At 73.1% G+C, this 19,552-nt stretch carries 18 protein-coding genes and 1 riboswitch; of the genes, 5 read left to right on the top strand and 13 right to left on the bottom strand.

What is annotated here, in order from left to right; all coding sequences use genetic code 11:
- The 4 genes from AB0D28_RS23600 to AB0D28_RS23585 form a co-directional block, all read right to left on the bottom strand.
- Window positions 1–618 (bottom strand): ATP/GTP-binding protein, encoded by a 618-nt coding sequence (locus AB0D28_RS23600; RefSeq protein ID WP_354870472.1) that lies wholly within the window; start codon window positions 616–618, stop codon window positions 1–3.
- Window positions 599–961 carry a DUF742 domain-containing protein gene (locus AB0D28_RS23595; protein WP_030501578.1) on the bottom strand — a complete coding sequence of 121 codons (363 nt, stop codon included), beginning with the start codon at window positions 959–961 and terminating at the stop codon, window positions 599–601. Before AB0D28_RS23595 ends, AB0D28_RS23600 begins: the two co-directional genes overlap by 20 nt.
- A gap of 62 nt (window positions 962–1,023) precedes the next feature.
- Window positions 1,024–1,431, bottom strand: a complete 408-nt coding sequence (locus tag AB0D28_RS23590) for a roadblock/LC7 domain-containing protein (protein WP_013288588.1) — start codon at window positions 1,429–1,431, stop codon at window positions 1,024–1,026.
- Window positions 1,428–4,475, bottom strand: coding sequence for a sensor histidine kinase (locus tag AB0D28_RS23585; RefSeq protein WP_357389002.1), 3,048 nt, complete (start codon window positions 4,473–4,475; stop codon window positions 1,428–1,430). Before AB0D28_RS23585 ends, AB0D28_RS23590 begins: the two co-directional genes overlap by 4 nt.
- Before the next feature lie 447 nt (window positions 4,476–4,922).
- Here AB0D28_RS23585 and AB0D28_RS23580 point away from each other — a divergent pair, with 447 nt between their 5' ends.
- Window positions 4,923–6,104: an ABC transporter substrate-binding protein gene (locus tag AB0D28_RS23580; protein WP_357389000.1), complete on the top strand. Its 1,182-nt coding sequence runs from the start codon at window positions 4,923–4,925 to the stop codon at window positions 6,102–6,104.
- Between the two features lie 162 nt (window positions 6,105–6,266).
- Here AB0D28_RS23580 and AB0D28_RS23575 read toward each other — a convergent pair whose 3' ends face one another.
- Window positions 6,267–7,100 carry an ABC transporter permease gene (locus AB0D28_RS23575; RefSeq protein ID WP_357388998.1) on the bottom strand — a complete coding sequence of 278 codons (834 nt, stop codon included), beginning with the start codon at window positions 7,098–7,100 and terminating at the stop codon, window positions 6,267–6,269.
- A 103-nt stretch (window positions 7,101–7,203) separates the two neighbouring features.
- Window positions 7,204–8,232, bottom strand: coding sequence for an ABC transporter substrate-binding protein (locus AB0D28_RS23570; protein ID WP_135242057.1), 1,029 nt, complete (start codon window positions 8,230–8,232; stop codon window positions 7,204–7,206).
- Window positions 8,233–8,533: 301 nt separating this feature from the next.
- Here AB0D28_RS23570 and AB0D28_RS23565 point away from each other — a divergent pair, with 301 nt between their 5' ends.
- The 4 genes from AB0D28_RS23565 (at window position 8,534) to AB0D28_RS23550 (ending at window position 13,258) form a co-directional block, all read left to right on the top strand.
- Window positions 8,534–9,316 carry an ABC transporter ATP-binding protein gene (locus AB0D28_RS23565; RefSeq protein ID WP_357388996.1) on the top strand — a complete coding sequence of 261 codons (783 nt, stop codon included), beginning with the start codon at window positions 8,534–8,536 and terminating at the stop codon, window positions 9,314–9,316.
- Window positions 9,317–9,318: 2 nt separating this feature from the next.
- On the top strand, window positions 9,319–10,269 hold the full coding sequence (locus AB0D28_RS23560; protein ID WP_357389075.1) for an LLM class F420-dependent oxidoreductase: 951 nt from the start codon (window positions 9,319–9,321) through the stop codon (window positions 10,267–10,269).
- A complete protein-coding gene (locus tag AB0D28_RS23555) occupies window positions 10,266–10,574 on the top strand; it encodes a cupin (protein ID WP_073828925.1) in 309 nt (102 codons plus the stop codon). The genes AB0D28_RS23560 and AB0D28_RS23555 overlap by 4 nt, the downstream gene beginning before the upstream one ends.
- A gap of 74 nt (window positions 10,575–10,648) precedes the next feature.
- Window positions 10,649–13,258, top strand: coding sequence for a hypothetical protein (locus AB0D28_RS23550; RefSeq protein ID WP_357388994.1), 2,610 nt, complete (start codon window positions 10,649–10,651; stop codon window positions 13,256–13,258).
- 47 nt (window positions 13,259–13,305) lie between these two features.
- Here AB0D28_RS23550 and thiC read toward each other — a convergent pair whose 3' ends face one another.
- The 7 genes from thiC to thiE all read right to left on the bottom strand — a co-directional run bounded on the left by thiC (window position 13,306) and on the right by thiE (window position 19,222).
- Complete coding sequence (gene thiC, locus AB0D28_RS23545; protein WP_357388992.1) at window positions 13,306–14,889, bottom strand: phosphomethylpyrimidine synthase ThiC; 1,584 nt, start codon at window positions 14,887–14,889, stop codon at window positions 13,306–13,308.
- Between the two features lie 17 nt (window positions 14,890–14,906).
- Window positions 14,907–15,695 (bottom strand): bifunctional hydroxymethylpyrimidine kinase/phosphomethylpyrimidine kinase, encoded by a 789-nt coding sequence (gene thiD, locus AB0D28_RS23540; protein ID WP_357388990.1) that lies wholly within the window; start codon window positions 15,693–15,695, stop codon window positions 14,907–14,909.
- A gap of 79 nt (window positions 15,696–15,774) precedes the next feature.
- On the bottom strand, window positions 15,775–16,416 hold the full coding sequence (locus AB0D28_RS23535) for a thiamine phosphate synthase (protein WP_357389073.1): 642 nt from the start codon (window positions 16,414–16,416) through the stop codon (window positions 15,775–15,777).
- Between the two features lie 86 nt (window positions 16,417–16,502).
- On the bottom strand, window positions 16,503–17,276 hold the full coding sequence (locus tag AB0D28_RS23530) for a thiazole synthase (protein WP_357388988.1): 774 nt from the start codon (window positions 17,274–17,276) through the stop codon (window positions 16,503–16,505).
- 4 nt (window positions 17,277–17,280) lie between these two features.
- On the bottom strand, window positions 17,281–17,481 hold the full coding sequence (gene thiS / locus AB0D28_RS23525) for a sulfur carrier protein ThiS (protein WP_354870441.1): 201 nt from the start codon (window positions 17,479–17,481) through the stop codon (window positions 17,281–17,283).
- Entirely contained in the window at window positions 17,472–18,602 is a 1,131-nt protein-coding gene (gene thiO / locus AB0D28_RS23520; RefSeq protein ID WP_357388985.1) for a glycine oxidase ThiO, read from the bottom strand. Before thiO ends, thiS begins: the two co-directional genes overlap by 10 nt.
- A complete protein-coding gene (gene thiE, locus AB0D28_RS23515) occupies window positions 18,596–19,222 on the bottom strand; it encodes a thiamine phosphate synthase (protein WP_357388983.1) in 627 nt (208 codons plus the stop codon). Before thiE ends, thiO begins: the two co-directional genes overlap by 7 nt.
- Window positions 19,217–19,328: riboswitch (TPP riboswitch) on the bottom strand. (Overlaps the previous gene by 6 nt.)
- Between the last annotated feature and the right edge of the window lie 224 nt (window positions 19,329–19,552).

The following is a 19,552-nucleotide window of genomic DNA, read 5'->3' as shown; positions in this document are numbered from 1 at the left end:
TCAGCCCACCGAGGCCGGGTAGCCGTGCTCGGCCTGGAGGCGGAGCATGGCGTGCTCGACCACAGTCACCAGCACCTGCTTGACCGAGTCGCGCCGCCGGGCGTCGCACAGCACCATCGGCACGTCCGGGGAGATGGCGAGCGCCTCCCGGATCTCCTCCAGCTCGTAGTGCGGCGCGTCTTCGAAGCGGTTCAACGCCACGACGTACGGCAGCTTGCGGTTCTCGAAGTAGTCCAGCGGCGCGAACGCGTCGGTGATCCGGCGGGTGTCCACGAGCACCGCCGCGCCCACCGCGCCCCTGATGATCTCGTCCCACATGAACCAGAAGCGCGTCTGGCCGGGCGTGCCGAACAGATAGAGGATCAGGTCCTCGGCCATTGTGATACGGCCGAAGTCCATGGCGACCGTTGTGGTCTCCTTGCCCGGCACCTTCGACGCGTCGTCGATGCCCACGCCGGCCGCGGTCATCAACGCCTCGGTGGTCAGCGGCTGGATCTCGGAGATCGCCCCGACGAGCGTGGTCTTTCCCACGCCGAAGCCACCCGCGATCACGATCTTCGCGGAGATGATCTCCCGGCCGCGGTTCACCCCGTCGGGGTCATAGTTCGCGAAGTCCACTTAGCACCCTTCCAAGCAGGTTCATCCGCGCCGCGAAACCCGTCGCGGGAGCGGCAGTGTGTAGCGTCAGCAGGCCCTCGGCCACCATGTCGGCGACCAGCACCCGGGTGACGCCCAGCGGCATCCGGGTGTAAGCGGCGATTTCCGCAAGCGACTGCGCCCGGCCCTCACAGACCGAGGAGATGCGGTACTTGTCGTGCCCGGCGAAGCGCGCCTCGGCCGACTGCGTCGGCGTGCTCGACAGCACCGCTTCGAGCGCGATGTTCTGCAACGGCTCGGTGCGGCCCCGGGTGACCGCGTACGGCCTTACCAGCGCGCCACGTGGATCACGTCGCGGTTCCAATTCGCGATCACCTCCCCTCGTACGGAGCCGCACCGGCTCCGGTCGTCAGCACCCCGGGCCGATCAGGACCGGACCGCGTCCCTCGGCAGCGGGACCAGTGCCTGGCCGACCCGCTCCACCAGCAGCGCCATCTCGTAGCCCACCTGGCCGACGTCGCAGCTGCGGGCCGCGAGCACGGCCATCGACGAGCCGTCGCTGATGGACATCAGGAACAGGTAGCCGCTGTCCATCTCGATCACGGTCTGCAGCACCCCGCCGGCGCTGAACATCCGCGCCGCGCCCTCGGTAAGGCTCACCACGCCGGAGGTGATGGCGGCGAGCTGGTCGGCCCGGTCGCCGGGCAGATCCCGCGAGGAGGCGAGCAGAAGTCCGTCCGCGGACACCGCCACCACGTGCGCGATGCCCGCGACGCTGTCGGCGAAGTTGGTGAGAAGCCACCCCATGTCCTGCATGGCCGCCGGCCTGTTCATCGGTTCGTCTCCTTGTTCGAGGTGCTGTTCAGGTCGGCGCCGGCCGTACGGCCCCGCTGGACGCCACGGTGGTAGGCGGAGAGCAGGCCGCGTACCTCGTCCGGCGTGCGCCGGCTGCGGTCCCGGCCGCTCTTCGGCTCGATGCCGCCGGGCACGAGCTGGGCCTGCGGCACCCGCTTGGGCAGGCCGGAACGGGTGGTGCCGCCGGTGGTGGGCTCCGCGGCACGGCTGGCCCGCGACCAGCCCTCGTCGGCCGCCGTACGCCAGGCCTCCGGGTCGATCGACGGCGCGGACGCGGGCTCGGCGGCGGGCGGCGCCGGGGGCGGCGTCGCGGCTGCCGGAGGCGTGGACGGGACCTCCGGCGGGCTGTACGCCGGCGGCGTGGTCAGCCCCGACGCCTGGGCGCCCGGGGTACGGGTGGGCAGCTTCGGACGTGCCGACGCCGCGGGGGGCGCCACGGCCGGCTGTGCCGGCGCGGGCGGCTCGTCGAACGTGGGACGGGTGAAGATGGTGGTCTCGTCCTCTCCGTGCGAACGGAACCAGACCGCCTCCATCTCGCGGAATATCGGCGCCTCGGCCCGCTGCTCGGGCCGGGCCACCACGGGCGTCGCCGGGGTGCTCTCCACCGCCGGCGCCGCGGCGAGCGGCTGGTAGGCCGGAGGTGCGGCCTGGGTAGCGGGTTGCGCCGCATCGACACCCGGCGTCCGCTTGGGCAGCGGGTCGAGCGCGGGATACGCCACGGTCGGGCCGGCCGACCAGCCCGCGCCGGAGACCGGTGCCGGCGCGGCGGGGGCGGGCGCCGCCGCCACCGGGGCGGGCGCCGCCACGGTGGGCAGCGCGCCGGTCGCTCCACCCAGTTGTACGGCGGGTGTGGTGTCGCGGGTCTCGGCGGGCGTCTGCCACCGGGACGGCGGGGCGGTGGTCGCCCCGCGCCACTGGTCGGCGAGCGTGGCGGTGGCCGCGCCCCGCCCGGCGCCGGCCAGCGCGTCGGCGGCACCGACCTGGCTGAGCGGCGACTGCTCCACGGCGAGCGGCTGACGCGGCCGGGTCAGCGGGGCCTGACCCCGGTTGGCCGGCAGCACCACAGTCGAGTTCGGCAGCGTGACCTGGGCGACGGTGCCGCCCTCGACGTTGCGGCGCAGTTCGACGCGGATCCCGTAGCGGGAGGCGAGCCGGCTCACCACGGCCAGACCCATCAGCCGGAACGCGGCCACGTCGACTGTCGGCGGCGCGGCCAGGCGCCGGTTGAGCGAGTCGAGCTGGTCGTCGCTGAGCCCCAGGCCGCGGTCCTCGATCTGGATCAGCACGTAGTCGCGGATCCGGCGGCCGTCGGCCACCACCGAGGTGTTCGGCGGCGAGAACCGGGTGGCGTTGTCGAGCAGCTCGGCGACCAGCCGGACGACGTCGTTGACGGCGTGCGCGGCGACCGAGATGTCGGTGTCGACGGTGCCGAACTCGATCCGGTTGTAGAGCTCCACCTCGGACTGGGCGGCGCGCAGCACGTCGACAAGGAGCGCGTCGTCGCGACGCGGCACGGCCGAGTCGGCACCGGCCAGCACCAGCAGGTTCTCGTCGTTACGGCGCATCCGGGTGGCCAGGTGGTCCAGCTCGAAGAGCTGCGCCAGCCGCTTCGGGTCCTCCTCGGAACGCTCGATCGCGTCCAGTTCGCCGATCATGCGGTCGACCAGGCTCTGCGAACGGCGGGCCAGGTTGAGGAACATCGCCGAGACGCTGGTCCGCAGCGCGGCCTGCTCGGCCGCGACCCGGACCGCCTCGCGGTGGACCACGTTGAAGGCCACCGCGACCTGGCCGACCTCGTCGCGGTTGCTGAGCTTGATCGGGTCCCGTACCTGCTGGACGATCTCGTCCACGCCGCCGTCGCCGATGGCGTTGACGTTCTGCAGCCGGCTCACCGCGTCCGGCAGGTCGTGGTTGGCCACGGCGAGCGCGCCTTCACGCAGCCGGCGCAGCGAGTCGTTGAGCGAGCGGGCGAGCACCACGGCGAGCGTCACCGCGATGGCGAGCGTGAGCAGCACGAGCAGGCTCTCCACGATCGCCTGCCGGATCACGTCGGCGCGTACCTCGTCGGCGTCGGCCAGCATCTCGTCCAGCAGCTGGATCTCGGCCCACCGCATCAGGTCGTCGACCGCACCGATGGCGGCGGACGCCTCGTCGCGGGTGACCAGCGAGGATCGTTCGACGGAGCGGGAGATGTCGCCGGCGACGCGGTCGGCGAGCTGGACGGCGTCACCGGAGACCGTGCGGTCCACCAGGGCCCGCTGGCTCGGCGTCGCGGTCCGGGAGAAGGTCAGCAGCGCCTCCTGCTGGCCGGTGAGCGTGGCCACGAAGGAGGAGAACTGCTCGCCGTCGATCCGGCTGCCACCGAGGGCGGTGAAGGCCACCGCCTGTTCCTCGGCCACCGCGGCCTTGGCGTGGGCGAACGCGGCCACCGCGCGGCGGGCGTCGGCCAGGCTCTCCGCGCCCGGCTGCTGGGCCAGCGCGTCGCTGTACGCGACCAGGTCGCCCAGGACGATCCCGTAGCGCAGGCTGGCCTCGGCCACCGGCATCTGGAGCCGGTCCAGCACCTCCTGCCGGGTGCCGTTCAACGTGGCCAGGTGGGCGTCGATCACCTTGAGCTGGTTGCTGATCGCCGCCGGCAGGTCACCGAGGTCGGCGCGCCCCTTCTGGTACGCGTCGATGCGCTCGTCGGTCTGACGCACGCGCAGGTTGTACGCGTCCGGCTTCTGGTTCGGGTCGGCCAGGAAGACCGCCGCCGCCATTCGCTCCTTGTGCAGGTCCTGGGTGAGCGCCGAGATGTCGACAGACACCGCGCTCAGCGACCGGATCCGGTCCGCCTCGTACGCGCCCTGGCCCACCGAGATGAGTCGGATAGTTGCCAGTGCGATGACGGCTGCCACCGGGACGACCAGGATGAGGGCGAGCTTGGAGCGGATCCGCGCGTCGCGCAGCCTGGGCAGGCGCCGACGGCGGTTCCGCTGTTCGGCGTTTGGGCTCCCGGGCAGGGTCGTAGGTCCGGTGCTCACGACATCGCCTCCGTCGTTTCTTCCACGCGCGACCCACTGACCCGTGCCTGGTGCAGCGGCCAGCGCCGCACGCGGCACGGCCGCGATTTCATCAGACGAGATCGTGTTTGGGAAGCCGCAGTGGGGCAGGAAACGGTCGGGGGTGGCGCAACCCGGGATCCGATCACCTAATACCTTCTTTTCTCCAACCCCCTGAACAGGGGATGTCACTCCAGAGTGGTCATACGCTTCTGTGCAGTAATTGTCGGTTAATGTTCCGTGTCCCCAGCATGTGGGATAGCCGTCCCGAAACAGGACTCCGGATCCCGGCTTGACCACAGGCCCCGGCATTGGCAAGGTTTTGCAGGCTTCGCGCACACCGTACGGCACACCAATCCCGTTCCTCCACTGAGGACGGACTAGCGGCGGTGATCGGGCGTCGGCCCGCGCCGCACCTGGAGGACTGAGTTGAGCCCCATCCGCTCCGCGAGCATCGCGGCGCTCGCATCGGCCGTGCTGGCCACCACGCTCACCGGCTGCGGGATCGGCGGGGAACCGCAGGACACCAGCCCCATCGTGATCGCCGCCGATCTGGAGCTCTCCGGCGCCTCGGCGCCCGTCGGCAAGGTCTACCAACGGGCCCTGGAACTGAAGGTCGAGCAGTTGAACGCCTCCGGCGCACTGGGCGGCCGGAAGATCGATCTGAGGATCAAGGACAACCGCTCGGACGCCGCGGAATCCTTGCGGAACATCAATGATTTCAGCGGTGACTCGCGGGTGAGCGCCGTCATCATGGGCGGCTGCAACGAATGCGCCGTCGGTGCGGCCCGTACGATCGGCGAGAAGCGCATTCCGACGATCGCACTGGCGTCGTCGAGCGCCGTCACCGAGCCGGTGGCCGAGCGGCGATATGTCTTCAAGCTCGCCCCGAACGCCGCGGACAGCGCCGCCGCGCTCGCCGCCGAACTGGACCGGCGCAACGTCCGCAAGGTGGCGCTGCTGCACAGCGCCGAGGGCTACGGCCAGGAAGGGCTCACCGCCCTGCGCCGCGAGCTGAGCAAGACCAGCGTGAAGCTGGTCGGCAACGAGTCGGTGCGGTCCACCGACACCGAGGTGACCACGCAGATCAACGAGCTGATCGAGGGCAAGCCGCAGGCGCTGGTCCTGTGGACCACGCCGGAGCAGGCGACGCTCGCCGCCACCACCGCCCGGCAGAGCAAGTTCCGCGGGTCGCTGTTCTTCGACGCCTCGGCCGCCGGTGACCTCTTCCTGGGCCCGTCGGCCCGATCCACCGAGGAGGCGACGCTGATCTTCACCCAGACCATGGTGATCGACGACGTGATCGCCACCACCCCGGCCAAGGCCGCGCGGCGGCAGTGGTTCCAGGACTACACCGCCCGGTTCGGCGGCTACAACGGCTTCTCCTCGTTCGCCGCGGACGCGGTCCAGCTGATCGCCGACGCCGAGCAGCGGGCCGGCGGCGATCCCGGCAAGGTCGACCGGGACGCGCTGCGCGACGTGCTGGAGACCGCCCAGCTCGACGGGCTGTCCGGGCCGATCCGGATGACGCCGGACAACCACTCCGGGCTGATGCCGCAGGCGTTGACGACGCTCGTTGCTCGTGGTGGGCGTTGGCGGCTCGCCGGCTAGTCACTGTTGGGGGCGTGGCCCCACCGCAACCGGCTCCGGGCGGTCAGGCTTGATCCCTGCGCCGGTTGCGGTGGGGCCACGCCTGTCGTGGTCGGCCGCCATCCGTGGGTTTGAGGTTTACCTTCTGGGTGCTCGGTCGACGTCGGGTTCTCGGGTCAGTGGCTAGCGGGCTGAGGTGGTGGCGCGGACCCAGGGCAGGGCCAGGCGCTCGATGAGGCTGAGGGCGGCGTAGAGCACGATGCTCATCAGGGCCACCAGCACGATCGCCGCCCACGCGGTCGCGGTGTCGCCGACACCGTTGTACTGCAGGATCTGGTAGCCCAGGCCCGGACGGTCCGAGTAGAACTCCCCGATCACGGCGCCGATCGCGGCCAGCGGCATGGCCACCTTGAGGCCGACGAAGATCTGCGGCAGCGCCGCCGGGAAGCGCACCTTGCGGAACGACTGCCACCACGACGCGTTCAGCGACCGGCCCAGTTCCGCCAGATCCGCCGGGGTGGTGGTCAGCCCGGTCGCGGTGGAGAGCACGATCGGGAAGAAGCAGAGCAGGAACACCATGGTCAGGATGGGCTTCTGCCCCCAGCCCACGGCCACCACCAGCAGCGGCCCGAACGCGATCTTCGGGACCGCGTTCACCGCCACCAGCAGCGGCGCGAACATCCGCTCCACCCGGCGGGAGGCGGCCAGCGCCATCCCGATCAGCACCCCCGCCACCGACGAGAGCAGGAAGCCGAGCACTGTCATCCAGGTGGTGATGCCCAGCGCGGGCAGCAGCACCTCGGTGGTGCCGGCGAGGGACCTCCCCACCGCCTGCGGCGGGGGCAGCGCGGCCGGGTGCACCAGGTTCAGCCCCGAGGTGACCAGCCACCAGGCCGCCACCGCGATCACCAGGCCGAGCGCCGGCAGTCCCACCGCCGCCGGGCGTACGGCGATCCCGCGCCGGACGACCGCCGGGCGCGGCGGCGTCTCCGGCCGGGCCTCGGTCGACTGTGTCAACGTGTGCTCCTCTCTGCGCCGGTCGGCGTGACCGGCACGCGAAGGGGGTGCGCCCCACCGGGGTGTCCGGCGGGTCGCACCCCCGTTGGCCCGAGCGGACCGGTCAGGCCTTCGGCGCGAGGTTGAAGTCGATGATCTGGTCCGGGGTGAGGTTCTGCTTGAGCGCACCTGCGCCCTGGAGCAGCGCGATGCTCTTGGCCACCCGGCCGCTGTCCAGCGTGCCGATCGCGGTGCCGGAGTTGCTCGACCGGACGTACGCGGCCATCAGCTGAAGCTCGGCGGAGGCAGCGGCCGGCACGGCGGCCGGCACGTTCTTTTTCAGGATCTCGGCCGCCTCGTCCGGGTTCGCCAGCGAGTACTCCAGGCCCTTGAGCAGCGCGGCGGTGAACTTCTTCACCATCTCCGGCTTCTCCTTGGCAATCTTCGAGGAGGTGATCAGCGCGTTGCCGTAGAGGTCCTGCATCACGTTGCTGTACGGCAGGACGACCGGCTTCTTCTTGGTCACCGTCTCCACCGTCGGCTGGCCGACGACGAACTGGCCGATGCCGTCCACCGACCCCGAGCCGAGCATGCCGATCAGGCCCTGCGCCTCACCGTTGACCCAGGTCACCTTGCTGCCGTCGATGCCGGCGAGCCGCGCGTACGTCGGGAAGAGGTTGCGCACGACGGACGTCGGGGTGTCGGCGAGCTTCTTGCCCTCGAGGTCCTTCGGGGTGGCGATGTTCTTGCCCTCGACCGTGACGATCGCGGCCATGGTGCGCTGCTGGATCGCGGCCACCGCCACGAAGTCCTTGGCCTGGCCGTTGCCGAGCTGGAGGATGCCACCGGTCAGGTCGATCGGGCCGAAGTCGGCCTGACCGCCGGTGATGGTCTGGATGACGGAGCCGGTGCCCTGACCGGGCTTGATGTCGACGTCGAAGCCGGCCTCCTTGAAGAAGCCCTTGTCCTTCGCCACCCAGGCGTAGGAGTCACGCCCGAAGTTGCCGAACGAGGTGAGGTACGTCACCTTCTCCAGCGCCGCGCCGTTGCCGCCGCCGCTCTCGGACTTGTCCGAGTCGCTGCTGCAGCCGCCCACCAGGGCGAGGGCGGTGGCCAGAGCCGCGGCGGCGACCGTACGGGTCAGCCTTCTCATCAGTGCACCATGTCCTTTCCGACCAGGACTTCTTCGCCGGTCGGGTCGTGGGTCCGACGGGGTCGGCAGGTGGTTCGGCCGACTGGACCGTCGTGAGGGGACTCTTCGCGCGCAACAGCGTACGAGAAGGCAGATGACCTTCCGCCGCCGTCCCGGTTGCGGAACGGAAACGAAGTTGCGTGACGGAAAGCGGACTGACGTCCACCCCGGACGGTGCTATAAGCACAGTCCCCCGCTACGCTAGCCCGGCTCGCGTCGGAGACGACGTGGCCGAGACGACGTGGAAGGGAGCCGGCAGGACATGATCCGACTGTCCGGGGTGTCCCGCACCTTCGACGGCCGTTCGGGGCGGGTGGAGGCGCTGCGCGGCATCGACCTCGACGTCGCCGAAGGCGAGTTCGTCGCCGTCCTCGGCCGGTCCGGCTGCGGCAAGTCCACGCTGCTGCGCATGATCGCCGGCCTGCTGCCGGTCACCGGCGGCGAGATCACCGTGGCCGGTACGCCGATCACGAAGCCCCGCCGCGACGTGGCCATGCTGTTCCAGCGACCGGCGCTGCTGCCCTGGCGCTCGGTGCTGGACAACGTGCTGCTGCCGGTGGAGATCTTCGGCTGGCGCCGGGCCGAGCACCGCGACCGGGCCCGCCAGTTGCTGGAGATGGCAGGGCTGGGCGGCTTCGAGAAGCGCCTCCCGCACGAGCTGTCCGGCGGCATGCAGCAGCGCGTGTCACTGTGCCGGTCGCTGATCGGCTCGCCCCGGGTGATGCTCATGGACGAGCCGTTCTCCGCGCTCGACGCGCTCACCCGCGAGGAGCTCTCCGGCGAACTCCAGCGGGTGCACATGGAGACCAGGGCGACGATCGTCTTCGTCACCCACTCGATCGACGAGGCGGTGCTGCTCGCCGACCGGGTCGTCGTGCTCAGCCCGCGCCCCGGGCGCATCCGCGAGGTGGTCGAGGTGAACGTGCCCCGGCCCCGCACGCTGGGCCGCCACGAACACCTGGAAGACGTCGCGCGGATCAGCGCCGAGCTGCACGAACTGCTGATGGAGCGGGACGCCCCCGGCGTACCCGTCGGAGGCCGGTGACCATGCGGGTCTCGGTGTTCACCGAACCCCACCGCGGTGCGGACTACGACGACCAGCTCCGGTTCGCCCGGCTGGTCGAGGAGACCGGCTTCGAGGGCTTCTTCCGGGCCGACCACTACCGGGCCATGGGGGACGAGCCGGCGCCGCCCGGCCCCACCGACGCCTGGCTGACGCTCGCCGCGCTGGCCCGGGAGACCTCCCGGATCCGGCTCGGCACGCTCGTCACGTCCGCCACGTTCCGGCTCCCCGGGCCGCTCGCCGTCATGGTCGCCCAGGTCGACCGGATGAGCGGCGGCCGGGTCGAGCTGGGCATTGGTGCCGGATGGTACGAGCGCGAGCACACCGCGTACGGCATCCCGTTCCCGCCCGTCGCCGAACGCTTCGACCGGCTCGCCGAGCAGCTGGAGATCGTCACCGGGCTGTGGCGCACCCCGTCCGACGAGACGTACAGCTTCACCGGTGAGCACTACCGGCTGGTCGACGCGCCCGCGCTGCCCAAGCCGGTGCAGCGGCCCGGCCCGCCGGTGATCGTCGGCGGCCGGGGACCGAAGCGCACACCCGAGCTGGCCGCCCGCTACGCCGACGAGTTCAACATGCCGTTCAAGAGCGTCGCCGAGACCGCCGCCGCGTACGACCGGGTGCGGGAGGCGTGTGACCGCGCCGGGCGGGCCGACTCCGGCCGCGCGCCGCTGACGCTCTCGGCCGGCATCGTGGTGGCGATCGGGCGCACCGACGCCGAGGCGCAGCGCCGGGCCGCGCCGCTGCACGTCACCAGCGCGCTGCCGCCGGAGGACCCGGTGGTCGGCTCCCCCGCCCAGCTGGTCGACCGGATCGGCGAGTTCGCCGCGATCGGGGCCAGCCGGGTGCACCTGCGCCTGATCGACTTCGACGACCTCGACCACGTGGAGCTCATCGCCGCCGAGGTGCTCCCCCGACTGGACGGACCACGATGACCGAACTCTCCGCCGACCTCGAACTCGGCCCGGTGGGCCAGGAGATCGTGTACGAGAACGACCGGGTACGCGTCTGGCACATCCGGCTCGAGCCGGGTGAGCGGCAGCCGCTGCACCGACACGACCACCCCTATCTGGTGGTGGCGATCCAGGGCGCGAAGAACGTGGTGCAGACCATCGACGGCGCCACCATCGACGCCGACGAGCCGACCGGCGGCGTGGTCTACCGGGATCCGGGCGCGGTGCACATGCTCACAAACGTCGGCGACACCACCTACCTCGCGCGCCTGGTCGAGCTGAAGTAGCCACGCCGGGAGGTTCGCCGCGCCGCGCGGCGGCAAGGTGGCGATCGGGGTCACCGGGCCGTAACGTGCCGGACATGGCCTTTCGGACGTGGGGCAGGCTGCTGCTCACGGCGCTCGGCGTGAGCGTGCTGGCCGGGGCCGGCCAGTTGGGCATCGCGTACGGCTTCGGAGTCGTACGCCTCGACGGCGCGTTCGTCGACGTCTCGGTCAACCGGTGGCCCGCCCAGCTCGTCTGGGTGGGCTGGTTCGCCGCTGTCGCCACGGTCGCCGGAGCCGTCCTCACCGAGCGCATCGCCCGCCGCGACGACGGTCCCGGCGGCACCACCGAACTGCTCTCCGTCGCCGGCGTCAGCGCGCTCGGCGCGATGGTGGTCGCCCCGCTGTGCATGCAGCCGGCCCGCGCTGCCGAGCTGGGCGGATCCGTCGACGCGGCCTGGGCCGCCGGCATCTGCGCCGCGCTCGGGGCCGTGGTCGGGGCGGGTGCCGCGATCGCCGTGCTGCTCAAGCCGCCGTTCGGCTGGGGAGTGGCGATCACCGCCGGGATCGTCTGGCTGTTCGCGCTGCTCTCCGTCGCGCCCACGATCCTCTCCAGCCGCCCGCTGGCCACCGTACGGCTCGGCGTGCTCGAACCCTCCTGGCTGGATGCGGAGGCGGCGCAACGCCTGTCCATGCTGCTGCTGCCGGTGCTCGCCCTGCTGGCCGGCGGGGCGGTCGGCGTGCTCGCCCGCCGGGCCGAATGGCCGCCGCTGGTCGGCGGGGCGGCCGGGGCGGCCGGTCCCGTGCTCGTCGCGTTCGCCTACCTGACCGCCGGTCCCGGCTCGGCCACCGACCGCTACCAGGTCGCGCCCTACTACGGCGCGCTGATCGCCGTGATCGCCGGTGCGCTCGGCTCGACCGCCACCACGATGCTGCCCCGGCCGGTCACCGCCAGCGGTGACCCCGACGCGGTCGAGGCCACCGACATCCTCGCGCCGCTGCCGCACTCGTCCGCCCCGGCCGCCGCCACCGTCCCGCCCACGCCTCCGGTGACGAGCGGCGCCGCCGCACCCGCTCACTGGAGCTGGCCCGAGCCCGGCGGCTCGACCACGACGTCGGCGCCCACCGGTGCCGACCTTCCCGCCGCCGACCCGCCTGCCGTCCCCGGTCTGCCCACCGCTGATCAGCCGGCGGGCGACCGTCCGGCCACCGTTGACACGACGACCCACGGCCAGCCCATGCCGGGCCTGCTGCCCCCGGGGCGCCGGACCTCGGCCATCGACGTGCTCGCCGCGGGCCGCCCCGACCCGATCCCGGCCCCGGGCACGGGTCCGGGCACGGGTCCGGGCACGGGTCCGGGCACGGGTCCAGAGTCGAGCGTCACCCCGGCCGCCGCCTCCGCATCCGCCGGCGGCGAGAGCGCCGCCCCCGCTGCCCCGGCCGCCGGGTCGGACGATGCGGCACCGGCTCAGGAAACGACGGCGGCCACGCCACGGGTCACCCGGCCCCGCCGTACCCGCGCCGGCCGGTCCACCGGCGGACCAGGGTCACCCGCCGACGGTCCCACCGCACCCCGCGCCGCGGATGCCACCTCCCCGGGCACCGCCGCCGAGGACGCCTCGCCGCTCACCGGCGGCACCCCCGAGAACCACGTCCCCGGCCCCCGGACGGACGGCGGCGACCTGACCGGACCGGACCGGGCCGACGCGGACAGCGCCGCCGCGCCACCGGCCGAGCCCACTGCCGGGACCGGCCGCCCCACCCGCTCGCGGCGTGGCCGCACCCCGAAGGCCGGACCACGCGCCACCGGCCCGGCCGCACCCGACTCCGCCCCGGCCGACGCCACGCCGACGACGCCGGTCGGGCAGGGCGGCCCGGCGGCGAACGCCGACCCGATCCCACCGGCCGCGAACCCGGCCCGGGACGACGCGAGCGCGGCCTCGACGCCCGGCAGTGTGGACCCCGGCACGCCCGGCGGTTCCCTCGACGGCCCGGCTCCCCGCACGGGCTCCCCGGCCGGCGAGGACGCACCGCCCGGTCGTACCCGACGTAGTTTCTTCTTCGACGACGGCCCGGTGCCGGCCCCGTCGCCCCGGCCCCGGTTCCCGATGTTCGAGGAGGTCGCCGGCGCGCCCGGCGAGGTACGCCCGGCCTGGCCGATCACCCCGGCGAGCCGCCCGCAGCGCGCCACCGCCGAACCGGACGCGCCGGCAGGGGACAGCGTGGAGGCGGTCACCCCGGCCGAGCCGGCACCGCGTCCCCGCCGTCGGGGTCTGCCCGAGCCGGGCGCGAGCGCCGGCTGGGACGCGCTCACCACGAACGCCCGTCCCGCCGGGCCGGTTTCCCGGCCGGAGGAGAAGGCCGCACTGCCTGTCGCCCGACCGGAGCCGACGACCGCCGTACCGGCCGAGGCCGGTGCCGGCACCGCGCTGCCCGAGGCCACCGCGCCGGAGACGGGCGAGCCGGACCTCCGGCGCGGGCGGCACGCCGGCCCGGCGGACGCCGACACGCCCGCCGGGAAGACGAAGACCCGGCGCGGCCTGTTCCGGCGTAACCGGCCCAAGGCCGACCCGGAGCCGCCCGACCGTGCGGCCGAGCCGGACGCCGCTACCGACGACGAGTACGTCGACTGGGTCGCCGGTCTCGCCTCGGACGACAACGCCGCCGACGCCCGCTCGCTGCGTACCGGGCGGCACCACCGCGACTGAACGGCGACCCGGGGCGGGCCGGATCGACACGCCCGCCCCGGCCTCGCTCACGCCAGCGGCAGGTACACCCGTGAGCCGGAGGCGACGAACTCCTCCGACTTGCCGCGCATACCCCGCGCGGCATAGTCCTTCAGCTCCTGCGTGATCTTCATGGAGCAGAACTTCGGCCCGCACATCGAGCAGAAGTGCGCGGTCTTCGCCGGCTCGGCGGGCAGCGTCGCGTCGTGGTACGCCCTCGCGGTCTCCGGGTCGAGCGCCAGGTTGAACTGGTCGGACCACCGGAACTCGAACCGGGCCTTCGACAGCGCGTCGTCCCACGCCTGCGCGCCCGGGTGCCCCTTGGCCAGGTCGGCCGCGTGCGCGGCGATCTTGTACGCGATCACGCCCGCCTTCACGTCGTCGCGGTCGGGCAGCCCGAGGTGCTCCTTCGGGGTGACGTAGCAGAGCATCGCGGTGCCGAACATGCCGATCATCGCCGCGCCGATCGCCGAGGTGATGTGGTCGTACGCGGGTGCGACGTCGGTGGTCAGCGGCCCGAGCGTGTAGAACGGCGCCTCGTGGCACCACTCCTGCTGGAGGTCCACGTTCTCCTTGATCTTGTGCATCGGCACGTGCCCGGGGCCCTCGATCATCACCTGGACGTCGTACTCCCAGGCGATCTTCGTCAGCTCACCGAGCGTGCGCAGCTCGGCGAACTGCGCCTCGTCGTTGGCGTCCGCGATGGAGCCGGGACGCAGGCCGTCGCCCAGGGAGAACGTCACGTCGTACTTCGCGAGCAGCGAACACAGCTCCCGGAAGTTGGTGTAGAGGAAGTTCTCCTCGTGGTGCGCCAGGCACCAGGCCGCCATGATCGAGCCGCCCCGGGACACGATCCCGGTGACCCGGTCCACCGCCAGCGGCACGTACGGCAGCAGCACACCCGCGTGCACAGTCATGTAGTCGACGCCCTGCTCCGCCTGCTCGATGACCGTCTCGCGGAACACCTCCCAGCTCAGCTTCACCGGGTCACCGCCGACCTTCTCCAGCGCCTGGTAGATCGGCACCGTGCCGATCGGCACCGGCGCGTTCCGCACGATCGCCTCGCGGGTCTCGTGGATGCGCCTGCCGGTGGACAGGTCCATCACGGTGTCCGCGCCCCACCGGGTGGCCCAGGTCAGCTTCTCCACCTCCTCGGCCACCGACGAGGTGACAGCCGAGGTGCCGATGTTGGCGTTGACCTTCACCAGGAACGCCTTGCCGATGATTGCCGGCTCGCACTCCGGGTGGTTGACGTTCAGCGGCAGCACCGCCCGGCCGGCCGCGATCTCGTCCCGGACGAACTCCGGCGTCACCGACTCCCGGATCGCCACGAACTCCATATCCGGCGTGACGATCCCGGCCCGGGCGTAGGCGAGCTGAGTCGGACGGGTGCCCGCCAGCGGCGTGCCGGCGCCGCGTACCGGGGCGACGTCGCCCCGCTCGGCGATCCACGGCCCACGCAGCGCGGGCAGCCCCGCCTCCGGGTCGGAGCCGGGACCGGAGGTGTCGTAGAGCCGTACCGGTGGGTTGTCCCCGGTCAGCGTCACCTCGGCGAACGGCACCCGGATGTCCGGGCGTGATCCTTCCACGTACACCTTGCGACGTGCCTGCATGACAGCCTCCCTGTCGCTCATGCGGACCAGCCGAAGTGGTCCAGCGGGCCGCGTCCCGCGCCCAGCTCCCAGGTCCGCGCGCCGGTCAGCGCGCGGGTGACGTACTCCTTGGCGGCCTCCACCGCGACCGGCACCGCGTCGCCCGCGGCGAGCCGGACCGCGACGGCGGCCGAGAACGAACAGCCGGTGCCGTGGTTGTGCCGGGTGTCCACCCGGGGCGCGCGCAGCAGCCGGGTGGTCCCGCCACCAGCGAGCACGTCCACCGACTCGCCGTCGGCGTCCACGTCGCCGCCGGTCACCACCACGAAGGCCGGTCCGCGCGCGGCGAGCGCCTCGGCCGCCGCGACCATCTCCTCCACGGTGCCCACCGGGCCTCCGGTGAGGGCCGCGGCCTCCGCGCAATTGGGTGTCGCCACCTCCGCGTACGGCAGCAGCCGCTCGACCGCCTCCACCACGCCGAGCCGGTGCCCGCTCGTGGCGACGAGTACCGGGTCGACGACCAGGTGCGGCAGCCGCCCGGCCCGGGCCGCCTCGGCCACCGCGTCGGCGACCGCCGGGGTGCCGAGCATTCCCGTCTTCACGGCCCGCACGTCGAAGTCGCCGAGCACGCTGTCCATCTGGTCGCGCACTGTCTGCGGTGGCAGCGGCAGGACGGCGTCAACACCCCTGGTGCTCTGCGCGGTGACGGCGGTGAGCACGCTCGTGCCGTACGCCCCGAGCGCGGCGAACGTCTTGAGGTCGGCCTGGATGCCCGCTCCCGCTCCGGAGTCGGAGCCGGCGATGCTGAGAACTGTTTTCGGCGTCACTTGTCTTCTCCGGTGGTTGCGGTTCAGGGCTGCGGCCGACCGTGCCCACTCCGGGCGGTCAGGCTTGATCCCTCCGTGGTCACGGTCGGCCGCAGCCCTTCTCGTGTGGGCCTTCGTCGGATCGCGCGGGGTGGGTGCGCGCCACACGGGTGGCCGCCTCCTGGAAGGCTCTGCCCAGCGTGGTGGCGGTTTCGGTGGGGTCCTGGGCACGCATGATCGCGCCGAGCACTGCTACTCCTGTTGCCCCTGCCGCTACGCATGCGTGGACCTGGTCCGGGGTTTCGATGCCGCCTAGTGCCAGCACCGGGAGCGGGCTGGCTTTCACCAGCGCGGCGAGTCCGGCCGCCCGTAGCGGCGGGCCGTAGCCGGGTTTGGTCTTTGTCTCGTAGACCGGGGACAGCGTCGCGTAGTGCTCGGTGGTGAGCCGGGCCAACTCGGCGGCGTCGTGGCAGGAGCGGCCGACGAGTCCGACGGCGGGCGGCGGGTACGGGCCGGCGGCGGGCAGGTGCACCGCGTCCCCGTCGAGCGGGTCGGGTCCGGCGACGATCAGCGTGCCGCCCGCCTCGGCGAGGATCGCGCGCAGGTCGACGGCGAGCGCGAGGCGTTCGGCGCGGGGCAGGTCCTTCTCCCGCAGCACCACCCACCGCACTCCCCCACCCACGGCCCCCGCCACCACGTCAACGAGCCGCCTCCGCGCCACCCGACGATCGGTCAACAGCACGACCCCGGTCGAGCCGGTGTAGTTCTTGGTACGCGGCCGCCCCTGCGGGGGCGTGTCCGTACCAAGATCCGCGACGCGTAGGGCGGTCACAGGTCGGGCCGTCCCTCGTCGGGGGTGGACGCCTGGGCGTGGAAGCGGCGGGCGATGCGGCCCGCGCCGTACGCCAGGCGCCCGGCCTCGACCGCGTACCGCATCGCCGTGGCCATCGCCACCGGGTCGGCGGCCCGGGTCACGGCGCTCGCCAGCAGCACCGCGTCGCAGCCCAGCTCCATCGCGAGCGCCGCGTCGGACGCGGTGCCGATGCCCGCGTCGAGCACCACCGGCACGTCGACCGACTGCCGGATCAGCCGGATGTGGTGCGGGTTGCCGATGCCCAGTCCGGAACCGATCGGCGACCCGGCCGGCATCACCGCCGCGCAGCCCACGTCGGCCAGCCGCCGCGCGAGCACCGGATCGTCCGACGTGTACGGCAGCACCGTGAACCCGTCCGCCACCAGTTCCTCGGCGGCGCGCAGCAGCTCCACCCCGTCGGGCAGGAGCGTGCGCTCGTCGCCGATCACCTCAAGCTTCACCCAGTCGGTGTCGAACGCCTCCCGCGCCAGGTGCGCCGTCTTCACCGCCTCCACGGCGGTACGGCAGCCGGCCGTGTTCGGCAGCAGCCGTACGCCGCACCGCTCCACCAGGTCGAGCAGGCCGCCCGACCCACCGGGCGTGGTGTCCACCCGGCGCAGCGCCAACGTCACCAGCTCGGTGCCGGAGGCCCGGATCGCCTGCTCCAGCACGTGCAGGTTGGCCGCGCCGCCGGTGCCGAGGACGAGCCGGGAGCCGAACGTGACCCCACCGATCTCAAGCGTGGACATCCGCTCACCCGCCCTGGGTGGCGCTGAGCACCTCGACCCGGTCGCCGTCGCGCAGCACGCTCGCCGACCAGCCGCCGCGCGGCACCACCTCACCGTTCACCGCCACCGCGAGCCCGCGCTCCCGGTCGGTGACCGCGCGGACCACCTCCGCGACTGTGACACCGTCGGGCAGCGTCCGGCCGGTGCCGTTGACGATCAGTTCCACGTGCGCTCCTTCCCGAAGCGATCCGGGGTGAAGGGGGCGAGCGCGGGATCCGGCTCGCCGGTGACGATCAGTTCGGTGACCAGGTCGGCGGTGACCGGGGTGAGCACGATGCCGTGCCGGTGGTGCCCGGTGGCCGCGAGCACGCCCGGCCGCCCGGGCAGCGGCCCGATGATCGGCGCGTTGTCCGGCGTACCGGGACGCAACCCGGCCACGGCCTCCGCCAGCTCGTACTCGACGAGTTCCGGCACCAGCTCGGCGGCGGCGCGCAGCAGCGTCAGCACCCCACCGGCGGTGACAGCGGTGTCGGCGCGCTCCTCGACTGTCGCCCCGACGACGACCTCACCGCTGTCCCGGGGCACCAGGTAGACCGACTCGCTGTCCGCGTACCCCCGGATCACGTGCCGGAAGCCCGGCGGGCCGCCGCCCGGCGCGCGCAGCCGCAGCACCTGGCCCTTCACCGGACGGACCGGCAGGCTGGTCAGCGCCGCCGCGCCGCAGCCGGCCGCGACCACCGTGACGCGGGCGTCCACGTCGGACAGCGCGCCGACGCGGGCGGGGCGCAGCTCCGCACCGGCGCGTTCGGCGGCAGTGCGCAGCGCGGCGACCAGCCGCCGCGGGTCGACCTGGTGGTCGCCGGGGGCCACCGCGCCGCCGCGCACGCGCGGCGCCAGCGCCGGTTCGCGGTCGCGCAGCTCCGACGGCCGCAGCGGCGTGATCGGCAGTTCCAGACCCTGTTGGTACGACCACAGCCGCCCCGCCTCGGCCAGGTCGTCGGCGGTGAGCCCGACGACGAGCGTGCCCTCGGTGCGGTACCCGATGTCGACGCCGCTCGCCCCGGCCAGCTCGGCTGCGAAACCGGGCCAGCGGGCGGCGGACTCGACGAGCAGCGCGGTCAGCTCGTGCTCACCGAAGTACGCCTCGGCGACCGGCGACAGCATCCCGGCGGCCACCGACGAGGCGCCCGACCCGGGCCGGTCGTCGTGCACCACCACGCGCAGTCCGCGCTGCGCGCACCGCCACGCGATCGCCCACCCGATCGGCCCGCCCCCCACCACCGCCACGTCGGTAAGGAAGGGCCCCCTTTTAACGCCTCCGGTAGAGGAAGGGCCCCCTTTTAACACGTCAGCGCCCGCATCAGCTCGGCGGTGGCGTGTGCGGGATCGGCGGCCAGGCTGAGCGCGCCGACCACCGCCACCCCGTACGCCCCGGCGGCCCGCAACGTCGGCACGGTCCCGGCGGTGACCCCACCGATCGCGATCACCGGCACGCTCACCGCCTCGGCGACCGCGCGTATCCCCTCGGGGCCGATCGGATCCGGCAGGCCGGCCTTGGTGGTGGTGACGTGGCACGGGCCCACGCCCAGGTAGGTCGCGCCCGCGTCCACCGCCACGCGGGCGCCGGCCGGCTCGCGGGCGGTCGCGCCGAGCACGGCGTCCGGGCCGAGCACCCGGCGCGCGGCTGCGACCGGCAGGTCGTCCGCGCCGACGTGGCCCCCGGCGGCGTCCACCGCGAGCGCCACGTGCAGCCGGTCGTTCACCAGGCACCGCGCCCCGTACGGCCGGCAGGCGTCGACCACCAGCCGGGCCAGCTCGTACGCCTCCCGGTCGGTGGCGTCGTCCTCCACACGCACCTGTACGACGAGGTCGGCGCCCGCTACGGGCAGGGCGGCACGCAGCACGGCGAGCGGGTCACGCCCCGGCCGGGTGTCGGTGATGAGATGCAGTCGTCCCAGGGACAGCACGGCAACGCTCCTCCCTGCGCCGGCATTACCCGGATCAGGTTCGACGGTCGGGGGCTCCCAGCCCCCCTCTCAGCCCGGTCCGCACCGGGCTCCCGTGGGTCACTTGCGGCCTACCGTACGACGCCTCCCGCCCGTACGGAAGCCCTCCGTAACGTTCGTCCCACGCCAACGCGCGCCGATCTTGCAGTTGTCGCCCCCGCAGAAGCCGCGAAACGGGCACCCGAGGGGCCGAAACTGCAAGACGCTTCTATGTGTGTGGTGATCGGTTCGGCTGGTTGCCGTTAGGGTTCGGCATCGATGATCACTTGGGTGACTCTTCGTCGATCCGGC

The organism is Micromonospora sp. NPDC048169 (assembly GCF_040652815.1).
Taxonomy (GTDB): Bacteria; Actinomycetota; Actinomycetes; order Mycobacteriales; family Micromonosporaceae; genus Micromonospora.
Note: the sequence above shows the minus strand (reverse complement) of the source record. Positions and strands in the feature narration are given on the sequence as shown.

What these genes read in the sequence shown, in the direction of transcription:
- AB0D28_RS23555 (WP_073828925.1), top strand. Translation starts at nt 10,266, where the DNA reads ATGACCGAACTCTCCGCCGACCTCGAACTCGGCCCGGTGGGCCAGGAG.
- AB0D28_RS23530 (WP_357388988.1), bottom strand. Translation starts at nt 17,276, where the DNA reads ATGTCCACGCTTGAGATCGGTGGGGTCACGTTCGGCTCCCGGCTCGTC.
- AB0D28_RS23590 (WP_013288588.1), bottom strand. Translation starts at nt 1,431, where the DNA reads ATGAACAGGCCGGCGGCCATGCAGGACATGGGGTGGCTTCTCACCAAC.
- AB0D28_RS23550 (WP_357388994.1), top strand. Translation starts at nt 10,649, where the DNA reads ATGGCCTTTCGGACGTGGGGCAGGCTGCTGCTCACGGCGCTCGGCGTG.
- AB0D28_RS23560 (WP_357389075.1), top strand. Translation starts at nt 9,319, where the DNA reads ATGCGGGTCTCGGTGTTCACCGAACCCCACCGCGGTGCGGACTACGAC.
- AB0D28_RS23570 (WP_135242057.1), bottom strand. Translation starts at nt 8,232, where the DNA reads ATGAGAAGGCTGACCCGTACGGTCGCCGCCGCGGCTCTGGCCACCGCC.
- thiC (WP_357388992.1), bottom strand. Translation starts at nt 14,889, where the DNA reads ATGCAGGCACGTCGCAAGGTGTACGTGGAAGGATCACGCCCGGACATC.
- AB0D28_RS23565 (WP_357388996.1), top strand. Translation starts at nt 8,534, where the DNA reads ATGATCCGACTGTCCGGGGTGTCCCGCACCTTCGACGGCCGTTCGGGG.